At 71.0% G+C, this 23,044-nt stretch carries 20 protein-coding genes; 8 read left to right on the top strand and 12 right to left on the bottom strand.

All coding sequences use genetic code 11. The features are described 5' to 3' along the window. Nucleotides 1–65: 65 nt before the first annotated feature. The 4 genes from WMF34_RS03840 to WMF34_RS03825 form a co-directional block, all read right to left on the bottom strand. The gene (locus WMF34_RS03840) at nt 66–1,106 is read right to left on the bottom strand and encodes a metalloregulator ArsR/SmtB family transcription factor (RefSeq protein ID WP_437992435.1); all 1,041 of its coding nucleotides are present in this window, start codon (nt 1,104–1,106) and stop codon (nt 66–68) included. A gap of 211 nt (nt 1,107–1,317) precedes the next feature. After that, nucleotides 1,318–1,920, bottom strand: coding sequence for a glutathione S-transferase N-terminal domain-containing protein (locus WMF34_RS03835; protein WP_012233346.1), 603 nt, complete (start codon nt 1,918–1,920; stop codon nt 1,318–1,320). A 94-nt stretch (nt 1,921–2,014) separates the two neighbouring features. Beyond that, nucleotides 2,015–3,715: a right-handed parallel beta-helix repeat-containing protein gene (locus WMF34_RS03830; RefSeq protein WP_437992434.1), complete on the bottom strand. Its 1,701-nt coding sequence runs from the start codon at nt 3,713–3,715 to the stop codon at nt 2,015–2,017. Between the two features lie 133 nt (nt 3,716–3,848). Further along, nucleotides 3,849–4,790: an AraC family transcriptional regulator gene (locus tag WMF34_RS03825; RefSeq protein WP_012233344.1), complete on the bottom strand. Its 942-nt coding sequence runs from the start codon at nt 4,788–4,790 to the stop codon at nt 3,849–3,851. Between the two features lie 170 nt (nt 4,791–4,960). Between WMF34_RS03825 and WMF34_RS03820 the strand changes: the two genes are divergently transcribed. From WMF34_RS03820 to WMF34_RS03805, 4 genes are all read left to right on the top strand, one after another. Beyond that, nucleotides 4,961–5,416: a nuclear transport factor 2 family protein gene (locus WMF34_RS03820; protein WP_012233343.1), complete on the top strand. Its 456-nt coding sequence runs from the start codon at nt 4,961–4,963 to the stop codon at nt 5,414–5,416. After that, on the top strand, nt 5,413–6,321 hold the full coding sequence (locus WMF34_RS03815; RefSeq protein WP_012233342.1) for an NmrA family NAD(P)-binding protein: 909 nt from the start codon (nt 5,413–5,415) through the stop codon (nt 6,319–6,321). The genes WMF34_RS03820 and WMF34_RS03815 overlap by 4 nt, the downstream gene beginning before the upstream one ends. 256 nt (nt 6,322–6,577) lie before the next feature. Next, entirely contained in the window at nt 6,578–6,967 is a 390-nt protein-coding gene (locus WMF34_RS03810; protein WP_437992433.1) for a PAS domain S-box protein, read from the top strand. Continuing rightward, entirely contained in the window at nt 6,957–7,613 is a 657-nt protein-coding gene (locus WMF34_RS03805) for an STAS domain-containing protein (protein ID WP_012233340.1), read from the top strand. The genes WMF34_RS03810 and WMF34_RS03805 overlap by 11 nt, the downstream gene beginning before the upstream one ends. A gap of 37 nt (nt 7,614–7,650) precedes the next feature. Here the strand turns inward: WMF34_RS03805 and WMF34_RS03800 are convergent, their stop codons facing one another. From WMF34_RS03800 to WMF34_RS03790, 3 genes are all read right to left on the bottom strand, one after another. Further along, on the bottom strand, nt 7,651–8,283 hold the full coding sequence (locus WMF34_RS03800) for a MarC family protein (protein ID WP_044963890.1): 633 nt from the start codon (nt 8,281–8,283) through the stop codon (nt 7,651–7,653). Between the two features lie 119 nt (nt 8,284–8,402). Next, nucleotides 8,403–10,607, bottom strand: a complete 2,205-nt coding sequence (locus tag WMF34_RS03795; RefSeq protein ID WP_437992432.1) for a hypothetical protein — start codon at nt 10,605–10,607, stop codon at nt 8,403–8,405. 122 nt (nt 10,608–10,729) lie between these two features. Further along, nucleotides 10,730–12,301 (bottom strand): dipeptidase, encoded by a 1,572-nt coding sequence (locus WMF34_RS03790; RefSeq protein ID WP_012233337.1) that lies wholly within the window; start codon nt 12,299–12,301, stop codon nt 10,730–10,732. A 368-nt stretch (nt 12,302–12,669) separates the two neighbouring features. On the opposite strand from WMF34_RS03790, the gene WMF34_RS03785 reads away from it, so the two are divergent. From WMF34_RS03785 to WMF34_RS03775, 3 genes are all read left to right on the top strand, one after another. Further along, nucleotides 12,670–13,116 (top strand): DUF6483 family protein, encoded by a 447-nt coding sequence (locus tag WMF34_RS03785; protein WP_012233336.1) that lies wholly within the window; start codon nt 12,670–12,672, stop codon nt 13,114–13,116. 97 nt (nt 13,117–13,213) lie between these two features. Continuing rightward, nucleotides 13,214–15,088: a DEAD/DEAH box helicase gene (locus tag WMF34_RS03780; protein ID WP_012233335.1), complete on the top strand. Its 1,875-nt coding sequence runs from the start codon at nt 13,214–13,216 to the stop codon at nt 15,086–15,088. A 362-nt stretch (nt 15,089–15,450) separates the two neighbouring features. Further along, on the top strand, nt 15,451–15,684 hold the full coding sequence (locus WMF34_RS03775) for a hypothetical protein (RefSeq protein WP_044963888.1): 234 nt from the start codon (nt 15,451–15,453) through the stop codon (nt 15,682–15,684). Between the two features lie 175 nt (nt 15,685–15,859). On the opposite strand, the gene WMF34_RS03770 is transcribed toward WMF34_RS03775, so the two are convergent. Genes WMF34_RS03770 through WMF34_RS03760 form a run of 3 tightly spaced genes read right to left on the bottom strand, consistent with a single transcriptional unit; the run spans nt 15,860 to nt 20,255 of the window. Beyond that, nucleotides 15,860–16,456, bottom strand: a complete 597-nt coding sequence (locus WMF34_RS03770) for a hypothetical protein (RefSeq protein ID WP_044963886.1) — start codon at nt 16,454–16,456, stop codon at nt 15,860–15,862. Further along, nucleotides 16,453–19,383 carry a hypothetical protein gene (locus WMF34_RS03765; RefSeq protein WP_044963884.1) on the bottom strand — a complete coding sequence of 977 codons (2,931 nt, stop codon included), beginning with the start codon at nt 19,381–19,383 and terminating at the stop codon, nt 16,453–16,455. Before WMF34_RS03765 ends, WMF34_RS03770 begins: the two co-directional genes overlap by 4 nt. Continuing rightward, complete coding sequence (locus tag WMF34_RS03760; protein WP_437992431.1) at nt 19,380–20,255, bottom strand: hypothetical protein; 876 nt, start codon at nt 20,253–20,255, stop codon at nt 19,380–19,382. Before WMF34_RS03760 ends, WMF34_RS03765 begins: the two co-directional genes overlap by 4 nt. Before the next feature lie 1,054 nt (nt 20,256–21,309). On the opposite strand from WMF34_RS03760, the gene WMF34_RS03755 reads away from it, so the two are divergent. Then, nucleotides 21,310–21,735, top strand: coding sequence for a hypothetical protein (locus WMF34_RS03755; RefSeq protein WP_437992430.1), 426 nt, complete (start codon nt 21,310–21,312; stop codon nt 21,733–21,735). 234 nt (nt 21,736–21,969) lie between these two features. Here WMF34_RS03755 and WMF34_RS03750 read toward each other — a convergent pair whose 3' ends face one another. Together WMF34_RS03750 and WMF34_RS03745 are read right to left on the bottom strand one after the other, a co-directional pair. Next, entirely contained in the window at nt 21,970–22,212 is a 243-nt protein-coding gene (locus WMF34_RS03750; RefSeq protein WP_012233331.1) for an anti-sigma factor family protein, read from the bottom strand. Between the two features lie 6 nt (nt 22,213–22,218). Beyond that, entirely contained in the window at nt 22,219–22,968 is a 750-nt protein-coding gene (locus WMF34_RS03745) for an RNA polymerase sigma factor (protein WP_012233330.1), read from the bottom strand. Nucleotides 22,969–23,044: the final 76 nt, after the last annotated feature.

Genomic DNA, 23,044 nt, shown 5'->3' with positions numbered 1-23,044 from the left:
CGGCGGCAATTCGAGCGAGCGCGGCGGCCTCCGGGGACGCCGCCCTCTCGCGCCGCGACGTCGCCTCACTCGCGGAGCCGCGTATCCGTGTTGTAGCCTCGCGGCGCGAGGGGCGAGAGCTTCTCCAGCCAGATCTGCTCGAGCAGCGTGAGCTCGTCCGCCACGGAGAACCCGGGCTCGTCCTTCTGCTGCACGACCTCGAGCACCTCGAACGTGAAGGCGTCGGCGCCGTGCTGCTGCCAGTCCCGCTGGAGAGCCTGGTTCTGGTGCGCGCCGATGGACAGCGCGAAACGGTGCTTGTTGAGCGGCCCATGGAGGTTCGTGCTGCTTCCGAGCAGGACCTTGCCGTTCACCGTGTTCTTGACCTGGAAGATGCCCGCCTGCTTCGGCGTCTCGAGGTACTTCCGCTTCATCTCCTTGCGCGTTTCCATCGTGCTCTCTCTCGCCTTCTTCGTCCCTGACCCGGGCGTCTTGTTCTCCGCCTCGGGTGTCGTGTCCTTCGCCTCGGGTGTCCTGGTCTGCTCCGCGATCAGCTCGTAGTGCAGGCCGTCGCGCGTCATGTATCCCTCGTCGACGAGCATGCGCCGGATCGTGCAGTGGTCGGGATACAGGGTCTGGATGATCTCGTTCACCTCCTGCTCGCGGTAGCGCCGGCCCGCCTGGAACTTGCTCAGGAACTGCTCGAGCACGATGCGCCGCTTGCGCCATTGCTTCGGCATCTGGACCAGCACGCCCCCGCGGAAGAAGGCGCGCATCACCTGGCTCCGGGCTCGCTCCGCGCGCCGCCGCGCGGCGCCATCGGCGGCGGAGGGCAGCGAGACGAGCTCCTTCAGCGTGAGGCGGAGCAGATCGTCGCGCAGCGCATAGACCAGGTAGTACTGGGTCTTCTGCTTGGTCACCAGCCCGGCCTCGTCGAGCTTCCGGAGGTGGAAGGAGACCGTGGAAGGCGCGCGCCCCAGCCGCTCGGCCAGCTCCTCGGCGCAGTGAGGCCGCTCGATCAGGGCGTTCACCACCTGGAGCCGCGAGGCGTCGGCGAGCGCCTTGAGCACGCCGATGCGCGCCTCGACGCCCAGATCGCGCGCCGGGGGATCTGCTTCGATGGTCATCAAAGTGAATCTAGGCGGCGCCGGGGCGCCGTCAATCTGTTTCGACAGGCATCGAACCGGAACGTCGCGGGATAGCCGCCGCTTAGCGCCACCGTCGAGCGCACAGCCGGGCTCGGGCGTGGACGGGATGTGGACGGGATGCGGGCGGGAGAGGACGAGCGTCGACCCCGCGGGGGCGGCGAGCGCCGCCTGGGGACGCCACGTCAGGAGATCACAGCGAGCGGTGCTGCGTGGCGGCCATCGACGGGCGCTGGCCGACGACGTCGAACCAGCGCGAAAGGCCGCTCCGGCCGCTTCGCCACGCTCGATCCGGCCAGCGGAAGTCGAGGTAGCCGAGCGCGCAGGCGACCGAGATCGCGCCGATGTCCGCGAGCTCCGTCGATAACGTCCCGGCGTCGCGCTCCAGCCTGTCGAGGCCGGCCTCGATGGCAGCCGCCTGGCGCTGCATGACGCTGCTCGATCGCTCGTCGGAGGGACGATGCTCGTCGGCGAAGAGGCGCCCGGCAGCAGCGCTGATACCGTCCGCGATGCCCTGGCGGAGCAGAGCGCTCCACCGCGCCTCTCCCGGCGCCGGATACAGCCCGCCAGCCGCGAGGTGATCCAGGTATTCGCAGACGAGCGCCGACTCGAAGAGCACCTGCCCGCCCTCCAGGACCAGCGTCGGGACCTTGGCCAGCGGGTTCAGCGATCGCAGCGCCGCGTCCGACCAGGGATTGACAAGCACAAGGTCGATCCGGTCTCCCAGCTGCAGCTCGTGGGCGGCGACCCGCACCTTGCGAGCAAAGGGGGATGTGGGAGCGTAGAAGAGCTTCATAGAGAACAGCTCCTGACCGATCTCCTCATTTGTTGATATTTTAGCAAAGAGGAATTGAACAGGGAGGCGGGGAGACGGGGAGATTGTTGGGATTTTAAGGCGGCGGCCAGCGGACGCCGAGCCCCTGGTGCGGCGAGTCGGCGCTCAAACGGACATCGTCCGCAGGAGCGGGCAGCGCGCGCCACACGTCGGGGTGCTGATTGGGCTGCTTGCCCTGGCTCTCCGCGAGCGCCTCGTAGAGCGCGCCCTGGTGGAGGACATGGGCGCCCTTGGGGTACGTCACGGCACGCTCGTCCGGGCTGAGCGTCGCGCGGTCGGTCCACCACTCCAGGCGCCGGTAGTCCTCGTCGAGGCCGCCCCCCATGAAGTCTCGGAAGCGGACCCGCTCCACCGCGACCGTCGGATTGTCCTCGGCCTGCACGCTGTCGAAGAGCCACTTGATGAACGGATAGGGCCCGTCCACCCGGTTGCCCTTCAGGATGTGCGGGTTCGGCGCGTTGCTGCCCACCGCGAAGACCTGCACCGGCTCGTCCGCGTCGGGGTACACCTCGCCATAGGTGAAGTGGAAGCCGAGGAAGACGTTGCGCTCGAAGCGTATCGTGGCGCCGGTGTCCACCGCGTGCGTGTACACCCCGCTCAGCGACGTGTCGGCGAAGTAGTTGTCCGTGAACGAGATCGTGTCCGACGGCGAGCGCGGATCGCCGTCCACGCGCGTCGGGAACAGCTCGACGAAGAGGTCGCCCGTCCCGATCACGATGTTGTGGTGGAAGCTCGAGCTGCCGTAGCGCTGGCCGAACTGCACGTTGCCATCCTGGTAATGGTCGAACGCCGACCGCCACCGGACCGCGCCCGGCCCGATGACGTTGTGGTGGATCTCGCAGTCCGAGCCGAGCTGCCCGACCTGCAGCGCCTCGGTGCCGGTGCGGAGGAACCGGTTATCGTACACCTCGAGGCGCTCGAACGCATGCTGCGGCTGCGCCTGGGTGCTGCCGAAGTAGATCCCCTCCGAGCCGACGTCGTGCACGTAGAGGTCGTGGATCTTCACGTTGCGCATCGTGGCCTTCCCGTCGTCGTCGGTCTTGGCGACGATGCCGGCGAACTCGGCGCGCGCGACCTCGAGGGTATCCAGCTCGAAATCCGACGCGCCTCCGCCGATGGCCAGCCCCGAGAGGCCCTCCTTGCTGAACGCGTCGTCGATGAAGATGCCGTACGTCCCCTGGCCATGGGCGAACGCGCCCTCGGCGTGCCCCCGGAACCCCTCGTCTCCGGTCTTCGAGACAGGATCGTGGCGGCCCGTCAAAATCCAGCCCTTTCCGCCCTTGATCACGAACACGTGGTTGGCGGCGTCGCCCCCGACCTCGACCTGTCCGCCGAGGTTCGTGATCACGAGCGGGCGCTCCGCGCTCCGCTCGGGCAGGCCGCCGAGCAGGATGCTCCGGTAGCGGCCAGCAGGAATGTAGAGCCGATCGAGCGCGCTCCAGTCGACCTCCGGGAACGACCCGGCGAGATCGGGATAGGCGATCTCGGGGAGCTTCCCCTCCCTCGGGGCCGGCTCCGGCAGCGTGAAGGTGGTCGTGGGCTGGCCGAAGCGGCCGTAGGCCGGGACGCCCGGCGTGGAGCCCCCCGCGCCAGGCGACGAACCACCGGCGGCGCCCGCGCCCGACGTGGAGCCGGAGGCGCCGCCCGCGCCCGGCGTGGCGCCTCCGGCGCCAGCGGTGGACTCCCCATCATCGCCATCGCCGCCGCACGCCGCCATCGCGACGAGCAGGATACCTATCCTCGCGCTTTGCCGCATTCGCGGGAGGATACGGCATCCGCCGGGCACACCGCGCCGAAAGCCGCGCACCGCGCGCCGGCGCGTGGGAGCTGGTGCTCAGATCCGCGTGGACATGATACCAGCTGCGCCGCTCAGCAGCGCTTCCACCTGGTCAACCTGCGCGTCCGACGGTGCGCGCGCCGTCGTGCTCTCGCCGCCTCGCCTGCCGGTAACCGAGGGGGCTCACGCCGTGGGCGCGCGCGAAGGCGCGCCCGAACGCGGGCTCGCTGTCGTAGCCGACGCGGGCGGCGACGAGCTTCACCGGGAGCGTCGTCTCGCCGAGCAGGATCGCGGCGCGCTCGAGGCGCAGCCGGCGCACGTGATGGCCGAGCGGCTCGCCGAGGAGCGCCGTCGCGCGCGCGGCGAACGCGGATCGCGAGAGCCCGGCCGCTCGCGCGAGGTCCCCGAGCTCCCACGCGCGCTCGGGCGAGGCGCGCACTTGCGCGAGCGCGGCCGCGATCGGCTCGTCCCGGAGCGCGTCCCGCCGCGGCAGCGACGCCGCGGGGTCGCGCAGCGCGCTCGCGAAGAGCGCGTGCGCCCACGCCTCGCCGACGGAGCGGCGCAGCGCCGCCGACAGGGCCGGCGGGCCGGCGAGCAGCGCGAGCGTGTCGTTGAGCCAGCGCGCGAGCCCCGGCGTCGCGCCCGCGACGTGCACCGCTGGCGGCAGCAGGGCGACCCACGGGGCGCCCGCCGCGTCGACGTGCAGATCGACGACCACGAGGCGCGTCTCCGGCGGGGCCTCCGTGGCCAGGGCGTCGTCGGCCACGGCGCGCATCCCGCGGCAGAGGGCCTCCGGGTGCGCGAGCGAGGTCGTCGGCCGATCGCGGATGGCGTGCTCCTCGGCGCGCGGCAGGAACACGAGCTCTCCCGCGCCGAGCGCGAGCCGCCGGCGCGCGACGTCGATCCACCCGCCGCCGCCGAGCGCCGCGTACACCCGGGCGGCGGCGCGCTGCGCCGGCTGCCGCTTGCCCCAGCGATCGCCGAGCGCGAAGCGCCTCACCTCGGCCTCGCGGAGCACGACGCTCCGGGCCAGCTCGTCGAACGCGGCGGACATGGCGCGATCGACTCTACACCACGCGGCGGGCCGCGCCACGCCGGCGCGCGCGCCCCGCCGCGCGAGCGGCGCCGGCCGTGGACCGTGGACGCGCGGATCGTGGAGCTGGACGCGCGGCAATCGCGGCGCCCCTACGCTGGCCTCGTCGACACGAAAGGAAAGGACATTCCATGACGCACCCCCTGCCGCATTCCCGGCCGCTCGACGCCGCGCAGGCGCTCGACGCGCTCCTCGATCTCATCGGTCGTGACATGAATCGCTGGCTCGACCTCTTCGCCGACGACGCAACCGTCGAGTTCCCGTACGCGCCGGCGCTCGGCGCGCCGGCGCGCCTCGAGGGCAAGGCGGCCATCCGGCGCCATTTCGAGGGCATCCTCCAGAGCTTCCACGGGCTCGAGCTCCGCGACGTGCGGCGGTATCCGACGACCGATCCCGACGTCGCGCTCGCCGAGGTGCACGGCTCGGCGACCATCGGGCCCGCGCGCAAACGCTACGAGCAGGACTATGTGATGATCGTGGCGACGAGGAACGGCCGAGTCGTGCGCTACCGCGAGTACTGGAATCCAGCGCCCGTCCTCGAGGCCTTCGGCGGCGAGCTCGACAAGCATCGCGAGGGGGCGTCATGAGGGCGCGCGCAGGGAGCGATCGGCCGCTCGTCCTGATCACCGGCGGGACGGGCACCACCGGGCGAGCCGTCGCCGCGCGGCTCGCGGCCGCCGGCGCGCGCGTCCGCACCGCGAGCCGGACGGCGCCCGCCGCTCGCGACGGCGTGGAGCACGCCCGCTTCGACTGGGCCGACGCCGCGACGCACGAGGGCGCGCTCCGCGGCGCCGATCGCGTGTACCTCGTGGCGCCCGCGATGGTCGAGGATCCCTCGGCGCTCATGCTGCCCTTCGTCGAGCGCGCGCTCGCGAGCGGGGCCCGCCGCCTCGTCCTGCTCAGCGCGTCGCCCGTGGCGGAGGGGAGCCCCGGGCTCGGCCTCGTCCACCGCGCGCTCCGCGAGCGCGCTCCGGAGTGGACCGTCCTCCGACCGTCGTGGTTCATGCAGAACTTCATCGACCCGCGCCACCCGCACGCGGCGGCGATCGCCGGGCGAGGCGAGCTCACGACCGCGACGGGCGGCGGCCGCATCGGCTTCGTCGATACCGACGATATCGCGGAGGTCGCCGCGCGCGCGCTCCTCGACGGCGCGCCGCACAACACATCTCACGTCATCACCGGCCCGGAGGCGCTCAGCTACGATGACGTGGCGGCCATCGTGTCGCGCATCGCCGGCCGGGCGATACGCCACGTCCGCGCCGGCGAGGAGGACGCTCGCGCGTACCTCGTCCGGGCGGGTATCCCATCGCCCTACGCCGCGTTCCTTGTGAGCCTCGATCTCGCCATCCGCGACGGGGCCGAGGACCGCGTCACCGACGTCGTTCAGCGCGTGACAGGCCGCGCGCCCCGCGCCTTCGGCGACCTCGCGCGCGCCCACGCGCACGTCTTCCGTGGGGAGCCCAGCGCGCGCCGCGGCGGCCCGGCCGCGTAGCGACGTCGAGCCGCCGAGCCCGCCGCATCGAGCCGACAAGCGAGCTCCTCGACAACCCGCCTTCACGCTCTCCTGAGTTGTGCCCGACCCCACCGCGACGACCACTCCCCTCGTCGAGCTCCCCATTCTCCTGTAACCTGAGCAGCAGCGGGCAGGCAGCGCCTTCGCGGACACCGCACCTCGGGCGCTCGTCGGGCCAGACAAGTCAAGGTCGAAGCACGACCGGGAGAGAGTGGCGATGGGGACGAAGGACCGCGTGGAAGACTGGCATGACGTCCTGGACAACGCTTCGCTGGGCGTCCATCTGGTGGACGCGAACGGCAAGATCCTGTGGGCGAACAAGCTCGAGCTGGAGCTCCTCGGTTATACGCGCGAGGAGTACATCAATCGACACGTCGCCGACTTCCACGTCGACAAGGACGTGATAGACCAGATCCTCTGCTCGCTCGCGGGCACCAGCAAGCTGGCCTCCTACCCGGCCCGCCTCCGCGCCAAGGACGGCAGCATGAAGCACGTGCTGATCAACTCGAGCGTCTTCAAGCGGGACGGCCAGTTCGTCCACTCGCGCTGCTTCACGAGCTTTATCTCGGAGACGGTCTACGAGCAGCTCAAGAGCGAGATGCTCCGGGGGCGTCGTGCCGGGTGAGCGGGCGCAGGCGATCCTACGCTACATCGAGCGGCTCAAGGAGGGAGACGCGGACGCAGCCCTCGCCGAGGGGACGGACCCTGGCGACGATCTCGGCGCGATCGCGGCGGCGCTGGGGGAGCTCGGGGATGCGCTCAGGGAGCGGGAGGAGCTCGTCCAGATCGCCCAGGCGGTCGCGGCGAGCAACCTGAGGCGGCTCGACGACCTCGCGCAGGAGCTCTCGCGCACGAGGGCCGTCAACGCGGAACAGCAGGCGACGATCCGTACGCTGTCGACGCCGATCATCCAGGTCTGGGAGGGCGTGTTGATGATGCCGGTGCTCGGAGCGGTCGATCTCTGCCGGGCGGACCAGATGATGCAGGGGCTCCTCGGCGCGGTGTCGAACACCCATTGCAGGGTGGTGATCATCGATCTGACCGGCGTCGACTCCATCGACGCCTCGCTCGGGAACATCCTTCTGTCGCTGGTCCGCGCGGTGGAGCTCCTCGGGGCGAAAGGGATCATCGTGGGCATCCGGCCCGACGTGGCGCGCGGCCTCCTCGTGGACGGCGTGGACATGTCGCGGGTATCCACCTTCGCGCGGCTCCGCGACGCGCTCGTCCTGTGCATGAAGCAGGCGCCGCGGCGCGCGGGCCAGCTCAACTGACGCGCGGGGCGACGCGCCGGGCGACGCCGGACGCGCGTCACCCGTGCCAGAGCTCCTTCACCCCGTCGGCCATGAACTGCACGGCGATGGCGGCCAGGATGAGGCCCATGACGCGCTCGAGCACGGCCATTCCGGACGCCTTGAGCGCCCGCTGCACGAGCCCCGCGCCGCGCAGCACGAAATAGGAGGCCATGAAGGTGATGGCGACGCCGGCGAGCACCAGCCCCATGGCCACGGGGTCGTTGCCCTCGCGCGCCATCAGCACCATCACCGTGGCGAGGGCGCCCGGCCCGGCGAGGAGCGGCATGGCCAGGGGCACGAGCGCCACGTCCTCCTTCGCGATGCCCTCCTGCTCCTCGGACGGGGTGGTGCGCGTCGCCGAGGAGCGGGCGCGCAGCATGTCGAGCGCCGTGACGAGCAAGAGCAGCCCGCCCGCGACGCGGAACGCGGCCAGCGAGACGCCGAAGACCTTGAAGACGACGCCGCCGAAGAGGGCGAAGAACAGCATGAGCCCGCCGGCGACGGCGCACGCCCGCCGCGCCGTGCGCCGCACCTTCTCCGGCGGATCGCCCGCGGTCATCGTCAGGAACAGCGGCACGATGCCGAGCGGATCCACGACGAAGAAGATCGCCGACAGCGAGACGAGGAAGACCGAGACGTAATGGGCCATGCTCATCGGATGCGTCGCGGCCCCCGCGGGCCAGGCCCATCTCCCACATCCCGGGCGGCCGCGCCAGAACTGCCAATAGCGAGGGATCTGTCCGCGTCCTCTCCTGATCTCCGCGCTGCTCAGTCGAGCGGCACAGGTGAGGACGCCGAGGCGACCAGGTAATCGCGCGCGAAGGCCCCGCGCTCCCGCGCGAGGGCGAGCGGGACAGGCCGGTAGAGCAGCGTGGCGGTGACGTTCGCGGTCGCCGAGCAGCCCGCGGGGATCGCGAAGCCGTGCGACGTCACCGCCACGCTCCCCGGCGCGATGCGGTTGTCGCTGGCGATGTCGACGGCGCGGTGCTGCGGCGCGTGCCGCGCGCCCGCCGGATCGACGAGCACCTTGGCGAAGGTATAGCCCGCGGCGCCGGCGAACGCGGCCGCGGGCTGGCCGTCCGCGGGGGCCGCGGCGAGGGGCGCGCCGAGGTAGACGAGATCCCCGTCCTGCGCGGCGATCGCGCCGCTCAGCGTGATCGCGCCGCCGCCCGCGGCGACCACCCGCGCCTCGCCGACCGGCGCGCGGACCTCGAGACCCTTGTCCGCGGCGTCGAGCGACGGGTCCGCGAAGCGGCCGATGCCGATGTAATCGTCGTAGACGCCTGTCGGGCGGACGATCCGCACCACGTCGCCCGCCCTCGCGCGCGCCGCGCCCTCGTCCCAGGCGAGCTGGGCGCCCGTCAGGGCCGCGCCCTGGCCCACGCGCGCCTCCGCGAGCGCGCCGCCGGTGTCGTTGACCGTCATGCCGCGCGACGGCGAAAGGGGCGCGCCGCACGCCTCCGCCGCGACGAGGAGCACGAGCGCGCGCATCGGCTCCCCGGTCGGGACGGCGTGGCCCGCCGCGCCGCCGGCCAGGGAGACCGTGACCGCGAGCTCGCCCGGCGCCGCCGAGGCGTCGATGCGGACGTCGACCGCGCCCCGGATGAGCCGCGGCGACCCCTCCAGCGGGCCGCGGAAAATATGGGAGCGGACCGTCCCCGCCGGGCGGACGAAGCCGAGCGAGACGCTCGCGTTCGCCTCGTTCGTCACGTCGAGGCTGCTCTTCAGCGAGAGGACCCCCGGCATGTGGCAGGCCTGGCATTGCGTGGCCGGGCGGTTCCAGGAGCTCGCGGCCCACTCGGAGAACGTCTGATGGATCGGGAGCCCGTCAGGCCAGCGGACCGGATCGAGCGCCGCGCCCGGCAGGAGCGCCGCCTGCTTCTGCTCGTGGCAGCCGCCGCAGAGCTCCGAGGCCGAGAACTTCGGCTGGTAGCTGCCGCCCATGAACCTGTTCGGCACGTCCGGCCGCGGGCCGAACATCACCTCAAGGAGCCTCGACGAGGGATCGGGGGAGCTCGTCTCCTGCGGGCGCTGGACGATCAGGGCGCCGGCGACCCCGGGCGGCTTGCTCAGATCGACGTCGCGGATCTTGTGGCAAGCGTCGCAGTGGTCGCCCTTCTCGAACGCGATGCCGGTGGCCTCGAGGAGGTCTCGCCCGCCCGCGGGGCCGTCGATCCCCGCGGCGTGGCAGTCGGCGCACGCGCCGAACGCCACCGGGCGCACGGCCTCGGGCAGCGCGGGATCGTCGCACGAGGGCTGCGCTCCCCCGCCGCAGGACGGGTTGAGATCCGGCAGCACGCCGCTCCCGAGATAACACCGCATCGCGGCGCCGCCCTCGCTCCCCGGGACGCGTCCGGCCTTCCACCGCCCGCCCGCGGCGCCACACGAGGCCTCGTCCGTGTGGGCCATCGAGACCCCGGCGTAGATGGCCTGGAGGAGCGGGCTCCTGGCCGACCGCGCGTGCCCCGACTCGAGGAACTGGGCCACGAGCGTCGTGTGGCAGTGATCGCAGAACCGCGTCGAGTTGTGCGGGTCGCCGTCGCCCGGATCGCCGTAGGTGTAGCCGAGCGCGTTGTCCGGCGGCGACGCGCGGCGAAGTGCGATCTCCACCGGCCCGTCGGGGACGACCTCGAATTCAATGCCGTCCGTCCGGTATCCGATCTTCGCCGCGACCACGGTCGGCTGGCCCGGGATGTCCCGCGTGATCTCGATGGAGAACGCGCCGTCCGGGCCGGTCACGAGGGCCGGCTCCCCGCCGGCCTGCATCACGATGGCGCCCTCGAGCGGCGCCGCGCCGTCGGTGACGACGCCGGCCACCGTGAACGCGTGCGGCAGCTCCCCCGGGGCGCCGCCGAAGCCCGTCACTGCGCTCCCATACGTGGTCGTCGTCACCGGGTGCGCGCCGGCGCCCTGGCCGCCGCCGCCTTGGCCGTCCGGCGCGGGCGGCTCCCCTGCGCACGCGCCGCCCGACAAGCAGGCGGCGAGCGCCGCTGAAAGCGTGGGTGTTCGCAGCCGGGTCAGGGTTCGCGCCGCCGTTCGCATCGCGGAGGATGGCCACGCTAAACACGGCTCGACCGCTTGTCGACGGAGAGAGGCTACCGCGACAGCCTGAGCTCCGAGGGCGGGGGCTCCGGCGCTCCGGCCTTCGAGGGCCGCGGGACCGTTCGCAGCGGCGGCGAGGGCAGCGGAACGATCTCCCACGATACCCGCCCCCGCGACGTCGGGAGCAGCGGCGTCGAGGGCGGCGACAGCGGGATCGGCGACAGCGGGGTCGGCAACGGCAGCTCGTCCAGCTCGGCCGTGCTGAGCTGCTGCGTGCTGCCGTCCCCGGACAGCGTTGTCTCCGTCGCGGCCGCGTAGGCCTCGGCTTGCTCGAGGACCCGCACGAAGTTCCCGCCCAGCAAGCGGAGGATGTCCGCATCCGAGTACCCGCGACGGATGAGCTCCAGCGTGATGTTCGGGGCCCCGGCGCTGCCTGCGAGCCCCTCCTTGAGCGCCTCGCTCCCCTCGAAGACGGAGCCGAGGGCGACATGCTCGATCCCCGCGACCTTCACCACGTGGTCGATATGGTCGATGATCCGCCACAGCGGCGGCGTCTTCTCCCCGTCCTGGGTCCTGAGCTTCTCGATCTCCTCGCGGAGCGCCTTCGTGTCGCCCGGGAGCTTCTCGCCGAGCTCCTTGAGGTGCGCCCCGTACTTCTGCGCGAAGCGCGCCGACTGCTCGGCATACGCCTCGTCCAGGAAGAGCGCCCAGGAGTTCACCATGACGAGGCCGCCGTTCTCCGCGATCGCGCGCAGCATGTAATCGTCGAGGTTGCGGCGGCGGTGGCCGGCGGCGGGCATCGTGGACGAGGTGATGATCGGCGCCTTGGCCACCTTCATGACGCCCTGGAACGTGCTGTCCGATCCATGCGAGACGTCGACAAGCATGCCGATCCGTTGCATCTCGCGGACCACGGCCTCACCGAAGGGGGAGAGGCCGCGGTCGCGGACGTACCCGGCATCGAGCGCGCCTCCCGCGGAGCCTGCCCAGTCGTTCGTGGTCATGTGCGTGAGCGCCATGGTGCGGACGCCGAGGCGGTAGAACGAGCGCAGCGCAGGCAGGGAGTTCTCGATGGCGTGCCCGCCCTCGATGCCCATGATCACGGCGATCCTGCCGTCGCGCTCGGCGCGGCGCATGTCCTTCGCGTTGCGCACGAGCACCAGCGCCTCACGGTGGCGCTCGACCTGCCGGTGGGTCGCTTCGATGAGATCGAGCGCGCGGCGCGCGGCGCTGCCGCCGAGCCGCGAGGACGAAGGCGGCGCGGACGGGCCGACGTGGATCGGGAAGAACGCGCCGGTGACGCCCGCCGCCTTGATCCTGGCGACCTCCGCGGCCATCAGCCCGTCGTCCGAGCTCACCTGAGCGAACGAGCCGCCGAGGAGCAGCGAGGGCACGCCGCTGTGGCCATCCACGAGGATCGCCTTGGCTTGCAGCCGCGCGGCCCGCTGCTCCGGCGCCTCGATCCCCGGTGGGATCGCCGTCAGATCGGGCGCCGACGTGTACCAGGGCCCGACGTCGGCGGCGGACGGCGCGAAGTCATCGGGCGCCGCCGCGGGCGCGGGGGAACGAACGCAGGCCGCGAGCGACGCGGCGGCGAGCAGCGCGAGCATTGGCGAAATGCGCATGACCGGATCGTACCATGCGAGCTCGGCGGGAAAGCCAGCCATGAAGGCGGCAGGATCGTGCGCCGGAGCGGCGAGGCAGCGCCGCCGCTGGGGACCGACATATCGGTCCTGGTGGTGGCCCCTAGGCCTTGATGACCCCCATTGTGAGCCACCGGTGGAGCAAAGCTGGTGCCGCCGGCGCACGCCGCGGAGCCGCGGTCGGCCAGAGCGACCAACGGGTTGAAACCACAGAAAAGAGCAGGGTCTCGAACCGCCGAGGCGCCAGGGACGCCAAGAAAGTGTTCTGTTCTTGGCGTCCCTGGCGCCTCGGCGGCTCATTTCTCGCTCGATCAACGTGCTCGGCGCTCTAGACTCGAACGAAAGACCCGATGTCGCTCCGACAGCGCGATTACATCCTCCGCATGATCGAGCAGCTGGCCGAGGCCATCGGCCGGATCGCCGGGCTCCGGCGCGCCGGCCAGCTCGACGAGGCGGAGCTGCTCGTCCGCACCACCGCCGACGGGCTCTTCGGCCCGATGCGGGACATGCTCGACCGGCTCGACGCCGCGGGCGCGGCCACGCTGCTCGGCGACCACGAGAAGATCGGCGCGTACGCGGCGCTCTGCGCGGAGCAGGCCGAGATCCTCGAGCTCCGGGGCCGGGCCGCGCAGGCGCTCGCGGAGCGCAGGCGCGCGCTCGAGCTCTACCTCGAGGCGGTGAGCCGCGCGCCCGAGGGCAGCCCCCGCGCGCAGGAGGCCGCGCGCGCGCTCCTCGGCCGGCTGGACGCCGCGCGCCTGCCGGAGCGGTACCGCGCCGTCGCCGCGAAGCTCGGCTGATCGGGGCAGCGGGGCTCGCCTGCCGCGCGCGCTGCGCCCCGCGCCAGATGCCGGGTTGCAACGGCGCCGGTGCGCGACCATGACATGAGGAGCCCCTGTGGAGACGACCCCCTCGTCCGCCAGCTTCGCCGCGCTCGGCATCGCACCTGCCCTCCTCGGCGTGCTCGCCGAGCTCGGTTACGAGGAGCCCACGCCGATCCAGCGCGAGGCGATCCCGCACCTGCTGACCGGGCGCGACCTGCTGGGACAGGCCGCCACCGGGACCGGGAAGACGGCCGCGTTCGCGCTGCCGCTGCTCCAGCGCCTCGAGATCGGCGGCGAGCCGCCCCGCCTCCCCGAGGCGCTCGTGCTCGTGCCGACCCGCGAGCTGGCGATGCAGGTGGCCGAAGCGATGCACCGCTACGGCCGCCGGCTCGGCGTGCAGGTGCTGTCCGTGTACGGCGGCCAGCCCTTCGGGCAGCAGCTGCGCGCGCTCCGCCGCGGGGTCCACGTCGTCGTGGCCACGCCGGGCCGGACGCTCGACCACATCGGGCGCGGCACGCTCGCGCTCGACGGCATCCGCACCGTCGTGCTCGACGAGGCCGACGAGATGCTCGACATGGGCTTCGCCGAGGCGCTGGAGGAGATCCTCTCGGCCACGCCGGGCGCGCGGCAGACCGTGCTCTTCTCCGCGACCCTGCCCCCGCGGATCGCCGCGATCGCCGGCCGGCACCTGCGCGAGCCGGTGCGGGTCAAGATCGCGGGCGAGAAGGCGGCCCCGGGCGAGCTCCCCCGCGTCCGCCAGACGGCGTACATCGTGCCGCGGGCGCACAAGTCCGCAGCGCTGACCCGGGTGCTCGACATGGAGGACCCGTCGTCGGCCATCCTCTTCTGCCGCACCCGCAACGAGGTCGACGAGCTGACCGAGGCGCTGCGCGCCCGCGGCTACGAGGCCCAGGCGCTCCACGGCGGGTTCTCGCAGGAGCACCGCGATCGCGTGATGGCCCGCTTCCGCGCCGGCACGGCCGAGCTGCTCGTCGCCACCGACGTCGCGGCGCGGGGGCTCGACATCGAGCATGTCTCGCACGTCATCAACTACGACGTCCCCTGCGCCCCCGAGGTGTACGTCCACCGCATCGGCCGGACGGGGCGCGCCGGCCGCGAGGGCGCGGCGATCACGCTGGTCGAGCCGCGCGAGCACTACCTGATCCGCAACGTCGAGCGGCTCACCGGGCAGCGCATCGAGGCCGCCACCCTCCCGACCGTGGCCGACCTGCGCGCGCGGCGCCTGGAGCTGACGCGCGCCTCGCTGCGGGAGGCGCTCATCGAGGGCGGCGCCGAGCGGTTCCGGGTCGTTGTCGAGGGGCTCGCGGACGAGTTCGACGTGATGGACATCGCGGCGGCGGCGGTGAAGCTCGCCCACGACGCGACGGAGGGGGACCGGGAGGAGGAAGAGGCGGAGATCCCGTCGTTCCGGCCGCCTCCGCGCGGGCCGGAGCGCGCCCGCGACGACCGCGCGCCGCGCGGCCCCGCGGGGGCGCGCGGGCGCCCGGGCGAGGCGCAGGCGCGGCCGCGGCGGGAGACGCGAGAGGCGCGGGAGACCGACGGCAACGTCGCCCGGCTGTACGTCAGCGCGGGGCGCAACGCGGGCATCCGGCCGGCCGATCTGGTCGGCGCCATCGCGAACGAGGCGTCGCTGAGCTCCCGCGACATCGGCGCCATCGAGATCGCCGACGGCTTCTCCACGGTGGAGGTCCCGGCCGACGCGGCGGACGCCGTCATCGAGGCGCTGCGCGCCACACGGCTGAAGGGCCGCAAGGTCCAGGTCCGCCGGGACGACGCGGGGTCCCGCGAGGCGCGAGGCGGGGCGGCCGAGGCCCGCGGCGGGGCGGCCGAGGCCCGCGGCGGGGCGGCCGAGGCCCGCGGCGGGGCGGCCGAGGCCCGGGGCAAGGCGGCGGGTATGGCGCCCCCGCGGCGGCGTCCACGGACCTAGCTCTACTGCGGGCGGGCGGATCGGCCTCTGCGCGCGCGGCGGCGGGCGCTTCGCGGGGTTCGCGGTGCAGAGGCTCGATGTGGGGTGCGCCCACTTCCGGAGCAGCCGGTACGCGGACTTCCCCGCACACATCGCCAGCTGGGACGGGACGCTGCCGGCGTCCCGCTGGGCGTGGCTGGGGCCCCGGCCACGACGGTGGCCGCGCTCCTCGCCCAGGACGCGCGCGATCGCCGACGCGATGGCGGCAGGCGCGGACGCCGAGGCGCGCGACGCCCTGTTCCGCCGCTGGACCACGGCACTCTCGGTGCCGCTCCGCGAGCAGCCGTCCCGGCCCGCGCTCACGCGGCGAGGAGGACGGTGCGGTGGCCCCGCGCTTGGCGCGGGCGGAGGCGAGCTTGCGGAGGTTGCTCGAGCTCCTTGCCGCCGATGCACCGGACGAGCGGCTGCTCAACGCGGAGGCGGCGAGGGAGCTCGGCGACTGCGAGCCTGCGGAGGAGCTCTTGCGCGGCGACTTCCCCGAGGAGCACGCTGCGGTCGCGGGGCGGATCCGGGAGCTTACGGCGCGGCGCGAGACAAATGTCGTGCGGGGCGTGTAATCCGGTCGGCGTCCGGCCATGCCGCGGATGGGGAATGTGGCGGGCTCGCACCGGCGCGAGACGACGGCGCCGCGGGCCCAGGTGGAGGTCGACCCGACAGCGACGTTCCTCCAGCAGGCGAAGTGGAACGCCCCACCGCGACCGTCGCGACGCATCCCGGTCGCCCGCGGCTCCCTCAGCGCCTTGTACTGAACCCAAGTGGAAACAGATCGATCCCGAGGCCGATCGTGAGCTCGACCGCGGCGGTCTTTGAGACGTCGTCTCCTGGGCAAACGGCGCGCCCAACTCCGATCTGGGGCAAGATGAACAGGACGCCTCGTGGGACTGCCAGGCGAGGCCCGGCCGCGAGCTTCAGGTATGCGTTCGGCTCGCCCTGCCCAGGCGTGCGCGTGGATGGCAGCGTCCGGGCCTCCATGGAGAGATTCAGCAGGAGTCCCATGGACCAGCGGTGTGTTTCAATCCAGGGCAACTCGGCGCTGACCCGTCCGCCAGCGCCCACACGAGAATGCTGGACACCATGATCTGGGAGATAGGTCATGAACGCTTCGGCGCGCGGAATGATGTGAGCGGGCTCAGGCCTGAATTTGAAGAGCGTCAGTCCAACCGCGATCAAACCACTTCCGCAGTCTTCCTCGATGCACGCGCCATAGCCGATCGATGGCTCCCCGAGGAAGCGAAACGTGGCCGGGCTCGACTCGCCCCGTGCCGTGAACGGGGCCGAGAGCGCGACCAGGGTCGTCGCGGCGGCGACGGCGATTCGGCGGGACGTCATGGCATAGTCTCCTCGGGCGGCGCGTCCACTCGTATGCCCGCCGGATGACGAAGGTGATGGCAGGTCGGGGGCTCCTCCTTCCTGCTGACGACGATGCTGGTCGACCGCCAGATCGACTGGTCCTTCCCGGTCTCGAGGGAGACGGAAGAGAGCTCGCCGAGCGCGGTGGCGACGCATGTCGCGCGGTCGCAGAGCGTCTCGGCGTGCTCGAGCGCCACATGTGCCGCTCCCACGGCACGGAAGATCGAGAGGATCTCGTTGGCGAGCTCCGATAGCGCATCCGTCTTTGCTTTCTGACTGGTCGGCGTTGCGATACGGGCTAGGTAACGGGCTTCGGTCCGGGCGTCCCGCAGGAAGGCCATGAGCCAGTTCTCGTGGCCGAGCGGCGTAGCTCCTGTTGAATACGAGCTAATTTTGAACTTGCCCGCAACCGCCGAACTGTTGCCATTCTCGAATACCGCGTCCATGTCGTCATGGCGACCGCAGTCTCGCGCATCATTCATGGCACTATCCGTTATAATGCCTACGAGCGCATCTATGAGCGTGGCGTTGCCTGCGCGGAGCGTCGCGGCAAGGTCAAACTTGCTCTTGCCCTTGTCCTTGGTCTTGCATGCGCTCCGAACCTCCTTGGACTGCGCCTGGAGCGCGTATTTGATGAAGTCGGAAGCGTTGTTGACGGTCTCTGCCGAGGCTCTCCCGACGAACTGTATGTAAGTGTCCTTCGACGAGCCGGCCAGCACCTGGCCCAACCGCTGCGCCGCCGTCGCGATCCCCGCGCGTGCTCGGTTCATGCTGGCAATGGCGTCTTTGCAGTTGTTCACGAGCTTTGAAGAGCTCGCGGGCTCCGCCGTGGCGAACTGGAGCGCGCACAGATCGAATGCAGGCGAGATGACGGCGGCGCCGTAGCCCGCTGGGCGGCAATAGACGGGCGACAGCGGCTGGCGTGCGTCGGCGCGAGCCTGATCCATGTCACGACTGTCGGAGACGACCGCGCAGAGCTCCTCCACCTCGGCCCGCTGGTCCATCTTCGCGTTGCTCGCGCATAGCTCCCACGCCACCTGCCGGATGGCATCTTCGACCGAGCTCATCCCACTGGGGGCCGGCGGACGCGAGTCCTCTCGCAGGGTGGAGCAGGGCATCGGCAGGAGCGTCACGCGATGCCCGACCGCTGCGGACGCTGCGTCCATCTGGTCTCGACAGACCACATTGTAAATGCCCGGCTCGTCCGCCCACCGTGTCGCAAGGACGAACTCCTGGGCAAGGAAGAACTGCGAAAACGGCTGACCTTCATAGCGGCGCAGAAGATCACGCTCTCGCTCCTCGACGAGGAGCAGGGTCGCGCCTAGCAGAGGTGGAACGTCGCGCAGCCGGGGCATGGTGTGCTCGCCGAACTGATAAGGCCGGATCACGCGCGCGAGCGCGCTCTCGGCGACCTGGACACGCGCCTTCCACGTCGCGCGTGCGAGCGCCTCGATCGCTCGGGCGAGGCGCTCCGGCTCCCGCGGATCCGCATCTTTGGGCCCACCGTGCTTGGCGTTCCTCTCGGTGGTGTGGACTGGACCCTTTGCGTCGGGCCAGAAGAGGGGCGCTGGCTCTCGCCGAAAGCCCTCGTCGCTCGCGTTGGTCGGGTCGTCCACCGCAAGAGCCTTGGCACAGGGCAGCTCGGCCGCTGCGCCGATGAGCCCCTCATAGACGCGTGCCAGGATGGGCGACGGCGGGAAGTCCTTCGCACTGCCGACAGCGGCCTTGCAAAGCCGAGCGCCGAGCGAGCCCGGCGACAGCCCCGCCTGAGCGAGCCCCACCTTGGCCTCCTTCCCGACGGCGCACACCGCCTGTTCCACGACACCCGACGTGAGCCCCAGCGAGACCAGCTGCGACGCGGCGCCGTACGTCTCCTCGTCGAGCTTGTCTATGGCTCGATCGACACGTGCCACCGCGCGCTCGAGCGACAGCAACAGCCGGTCGGCCACCCGATCCGCCTCGGCATCGAGGAGCGTCCTGCCGATCGCCTCGACGGCGCTCTTGCCATCCGTGATCGTCCCGATTCGCTCGATCGCGGAGAGGCCGTCGCGCACGAGCCCGCCCAGCGCGGTCAGCTCGCGGACGGCGAAGTTGGTTTGCTCGAGGAGGTCCGCCACCTCGGGGGCGACGACCGTCCCAACGCGGCTCGGCGATCCAGGGAGCGCGGAGGTCACCTGCACCCGGAGCGGGATGGGGGAGGTGTCGGCGCTGTCGGCACTCTCCCGGAGGTGATTGATATCGAGCAGCAGCGCACGGGATACGCGGGTCAGGGCGTCGAGATCGGCCTGGAGGGATGTCGAGGTCGTCTCTAGATTGCTCTTCTGGGCCGCAGCCCAGCCCACGAGATTGCTTACGCCGCGGATATCGCAGCTTTCGCGGGTGCCGGTCTTCGTGCGCCGAAGGTCGCGCTCGGCGCACGCGTTGAGATCGTGGATGATATCAACACGAGCCGCTTTACTAAAGAGCTGGTCGCGCAGCGACTGAAACTGTCTCTCGGCTTCACTCCAGTGCGCCCTGAGCCTCACGACGACTTCGATCGAGCGCGTAGTATCGTTGAGCACCACCGGATCGCCGCCGCGCGAAGGGATCTCGCGCGCGAGGCGCTGCACCTCGCGCAGCTGACGCTCGACATCTTGGAGCGGATCGAAGTCTCCGGCCTTTCCGGTCAACGTGGTGATGACCCGCTCGACGGCCATGCGGTCGGCGCCGAGGAACGGGCGGGAGCGTGTCCACGAGGCGGACTCGACCTGGCCAATGTCCTGACATAGGTCGAACATGCGGCGCGCGCGCGCGACCTCCTCGCGAATGTCGGCGTGCAAGTTGGCGAGGCCGGGGACGCAGCCGAATGCCAGGCTGGCGGCCGCTGCCGCGAGGCCGCGGAAGGCGCAGCGCCCGATGCGACTCATGGGCAGACGCCGTCCTTCCGCCAGTGGACGATCATACCCTGGCCGGCTTTGCTGCATCCCGCAGGCCCTCCCAAGCAGATCCAGGTGGAGTTTGCGGCGTTCATACCGAGATCGCGAATGCAATCGTTGTTGAGCTCGACGAAAATAGCCTGCTCGTTATGGGAAACTCGCTGGGGCGGCTGGGAACAGGATGGAGGCGGGGTGCCATTACCCGAGCTTCCCGTAGGGCTCGCCGGCGCACCTGACGCGACCGGCGCACCTGACGCGACCGGCGCACCTGATGACGCCGGCGCACCTGCAGTGGGGGCCGAGCTCGCAGATGGCGGAACCAGGCGACAGATGAGCGGCGGCCCGCAGGAGATGTCGAATGGCTGGTTAGGCGGTGCCTCGAACGCGATGTACGTTCCGCCGGGCCCGACACAAGCGTGAGCGAACGCGCTGGAGTTCCGGCTCCCGGTACCAGGCTCGATCCAGGACATCGTGGGCGTCGGGCGTGGCGCCCCGGAGGAGGGCGTCGTTGAACGCTCCACGACGATTGGGCGATATCTTTTTTCGTCGGCGTATCGATCACACTTGCCGGTGCACAGGACGGCATCGTCCTGAACGTCTTCCTCGTGCGCGATGTGGATCTCCACGTGTTCCAGCTCAGCGCCGCCATCTTTATATTTTGATGCGCATGTCAATGGATTCGCCGGCCCTTGCAACGGGTCTCGCTTGCCGCCTTTGTAGACGCACACCATGGTGGTTGCGGGGTTGCTCTTCGAACTCTTCACCCCGTAGAGATGGATGTCGCCGTCGGTGCCATTTTCTGCGTCAATATCGACCGTCACGGTTTCGCCGATAGCGAGTACCAGGAAGGGTCGACCGTCCACCGGTTGATTTTGCGGGCGGATCGCAAGCTCGGGTGCGCTCGCGCCACAGGCAGCAAAGAACGCCAGGCCTGGGAGAAGGAAGCCGAGTCCCCCAAGTGCGATCGAGCGTCCCAGCCTCGGCGCCGAGCCTCTCCGTGACAGAGGAACAGATCGTTGTGCCATGGGCATCAGGCCCCCAAAGCCTGCGTCATTGATGATTCCACATCGGCTCCGGATGATGAGCGTAGCATGGATTACAAGATTTTACGGCATTCAGTTCACAGTTCGCAATGTTTCGTTTTTGTTTCGCGCGTGCAACACCATCTCACACCCGCTCGATGCGGAGGCTCCGGCGGAGCGGCGCGGGTTGCACCGCCGCCTGCGCGACGCCTGCGGGCTCCAGTGCCAGACGGGAGGGAGCTAGCGCGATCACCTCGCACGGCTCGACGCGAATTTTGATGTCACCCCGAACGTGTCGAGCTCTGCGCATCGCCCCCTCCTGTCGGTGCACCCCCAGGGTTGGTATGCGGGGATCGCACAGCCAGCGATGCCCCGCGCGCTCCCTTCGGTCGATGCGCTGCTTGCGGCCGCGATCCATGGCTTCTGTGCTGTCCAACAGGATCTCGCATGCCCAGCCGTTCGGGAAGCGAACGACGTGCACCTCGCGCCTTCGAGGGGCGCCGCAATCGCAGTCCGCGCCTCGCCTGACAGATGGGAGGGGGTCTGCGATTCCCGTGGGCGAGGCTCGCGAGGACCGATATTGAGCGCGCCCATCATCCTGGTGCTGTGACTGAGCCAGCGAGGGCGAGGGAGATCCTCCCGCAACTTGGGCTCCCGTAGAAGTTCCAGAATGCCGAGCGATGGTAGGGGCAGGTCGAGCGGCCGACCGATCGCTTCGTGAACAACCCGGGCCCCCTCGTGATCCCCGACGGCGACGGCGCGGCTCAGGACGCTGGCGAGCGAGGCGACCACCGCGGCCCGAGGCGACGGATCTACCGTCGCGACTTCTCTGAGCCCAGGGCTCGCCGGTTGAGCCCGGGTTGGGGCAATGCCTTCCGCACGGGTGCGGAACGCCGTGCACTATCTTTACATCATTACGTACGCCGACAAGAGCACGGCACAGGGCGTGCTCGACCAGTTCTTCCGCGAGGGGGCCGCTCCCGTCTTCACCGGCGACGGCGCGTGGGAGGTCTGCGCGACGGGCGAGGACTACGACCTCGGCTCGCACGGGCCGACGCTGGAGACCATCAACGAGTATATCGCGCGCTGCAACAGCGGTGATCTCGACCCGCAGACGACCAGCGCCGGCTGGGCGACGACCGAGGCATCTGCGCACGGCCATGTCGCATTCGGAGAACCGAACGACACGGAACGCTCGATCCCGGAGCCCGGCAATGAGTTTTCCGTCGTCTGTGACATCGACAAGGAGGCTCGGTGGATGTGGTACGAGTGGAACCCGGACCGCAGCGCCGGCAGCCCCTTCCTTGTGGCCCGACGGTAGCGGCGGCGGCAACGTCACCAAGGACTTCCTGATCTTCCGCCTAGGCGCCGAGTTCATCCCCGAGGTCCCGCGCTAGGCGCGGCGCGGTTGCTCCTGACGCGCGGCGCGAATGCCAGCTGAGCGCGTCAGCTCCGAGTGTCCCTACCGCTCATTTCCGTGTCCCTGGCAGCGAGCGTGCAGCACCGGCGCGTCTCGCTGTCAGGCGCCGGCAGCCAGCCCCCCGGCGCGCCCAGCTCAGTCGGCGGTGGTCTTCCGCCGCTGGAACTGGGCGAACAGCGCGGCGCGGACGTCGTCGTGCAGCGGCTCGCCCGGGAGCCCCTGGAGCGCGTCGATCGTCAGATCCATCTGCTTCAGGTAGGTGCGGCACCTGTCGCACCACGCGAGGTGCCGCGCGCAGCCCTCCTCCTGCTCGGAGGACAGCTTTCCCTCGCTCCTGTCGGTGATCATCTCGGTCAGCTGACAGCACGTGACGATCATGTGCGCTCACCCCCTCGTCATGTAGCGCTCGAGCGCGGCCCTGAGCCTCGATCGGCCACGGTGCAAGAGGACCCGCTGGTTGGCCTCGCTGATACCCAGGATCTCGCAGACCTCGTCGGACGGACACCCCTCCACGTCGCGCAGGAGGACCACGGCGCGCTGTCCAGGCACGAGCGTCTCGAGCTCTCGCTGGAGGACGACGCCTATCTCCTTGCGCAGCAAGAGCACCTCCGGGCTCTGCTCCGTCCACGGAACAGGCGGAGCCACCCAGTCGCCGATGCTGTCGAATCGGGCCGGATCGACCGCCGGCTCGCCGCCGAGATCTCCGTCCTCCAGCCAGGAGACAGGGACCATGCGCTTCTCCCGGGCGCCCCACGTCCTGGCGCGGTTCGTCAGGATCCTGAACACCCATGTCTTCAGCGCGGAGCGCCCCTCGAAGCGCACGAGCCCATCGAAGACCGCCGCCCAGGTCTCCTGGACGACCTCTTGCGCGCCCGCGGGGCCGGCGACCGCCCGGGCGAGCCGGAGCATGGGTGTGTGGAGCTGGGTCACGAGCTGTTCGAAGGCCTGCTCGTCCCCCGCGAGCAGCCGGCGGACGAGCGCGATGTCGTCCGCCGGTGCCGCGCAACCGGGCGCAGCCGCGCCGCCCGGCTCGCTCGCCGCGAGGAGCGGGCCTACCTCGGCCGATGCGTGCTGCGCCGTTGCGGCCTGTGTGCCGTCGGCGGCGGCCGAGGGGTCGTGGGACACGCGGAGCACGGTATCACGCCGCCGAGCCCCGCATCAATCGACGCGGATCCGGGGCGGCGCGCCGCGCGGACGACGGCGGCCGGCG

The organism is Sorangium sp. So ce145, from assembly GCF_051525985.1.
In the GTDB taxonomy this organism is placed as follows: domain Bacteria; phylum Myxococcota_A; class Polyangia; order Polyangiales; family Polyangiaceae; genus Sorangium; species Sorangium cellulosum_B.
Note: the sequence above shows the minus strand (reverse complement) of the source record. Positions and strands in the feature narration are given on the sequence as shown.

Bases quoted from the DNA above. Each gene is read 5' to 3' on its own strand.
- WMF34_RS03840 (WP_437992435.1), bottom strand. From the start codon at position 1,106: ATGACCATCGAAGCAGATCCCCCGGCGCGCGATCTGGGCGTCGAGGCG.
- WMF34_RS03835 (WP_012233346.1), bottom strand. From the start codon at position 1,920: ATGAAGCTCTTCTACGCTCCCACATCCCCCTTTGCTCGCAAGGTGCGG.
- WMF34_RS03830 (WP_437992434.1), bottom strand. From the start codon at position 3,715: ATGCGGCAAAGCGCGAGGATAGGTATCCTGCTCGTCGCGATGGCGGCG.
- WMF34_RS03825 (WP_012233344.1), bottom strand. From the start codon at position 4,790: ATGTCCGCCGCGTTCGACGAGCTGGCCCGGAGCGTCGTGCTCCGCGAG.
- WMF34_RS03820 (WP_012233343.1), top strand. From the start codon at position 4,961: ATGACGCACCCCCTGCCGCATTCCCGGCCGCTCGACGCCGCGCAGGCG.
- WMF34_RS03815 (WP_012233342.1), top strand. From the start codon at position 5,413: ATGAGGGCGCGCGCAGGGAGCGATCGGCCGCTCGTCCTGATCACCGGC.
- WMF34_RS03800 (WP_044963890.1), bottom strand. From the start codon at position 8,283: ATGGCCCATTACGTCTCGGTCTTCCTCGTCTCGCTGTCGGCGATCTTC.
- WMF34_RS03790 (WP_012233337.1), bottom strand. From the start codon at position 12,301: ATGCGCATTTCGCCAATGCTCGCGCTGCTCGCCGCCGCGTCGCTCGCG.
- WMF34_RS03785 (WP_012233336.1), top strand. From the start codon at position 12,670: ATGTCGCTCCGACAGCGCGATTACATCCTCCGCATGATCGAGCAGCTG.
- WMF34_RS03770 (WP_044963886.1), bottom strand. From the start codon at position 16,456: ATGACGTCCCGCCGAATCGCCGTCGCCGCCGCGACGACCCTGGTCGCG.
- WMF34_RS03765 (WP_044963884.1), bottom strand. From the start codon at position 19,383: ATGAGTCGCATCGGGCGCTGCGCCTTCCGCGGCCTCGCGGCAGCGGCC.
- WMF34_RS03750 (WP_012233331.1), bottom strand. From the start codon at position 22,212: ATGATCGTCACGTGCTGTCAGCTGACCGAGATGATCACCGACAGGAGC.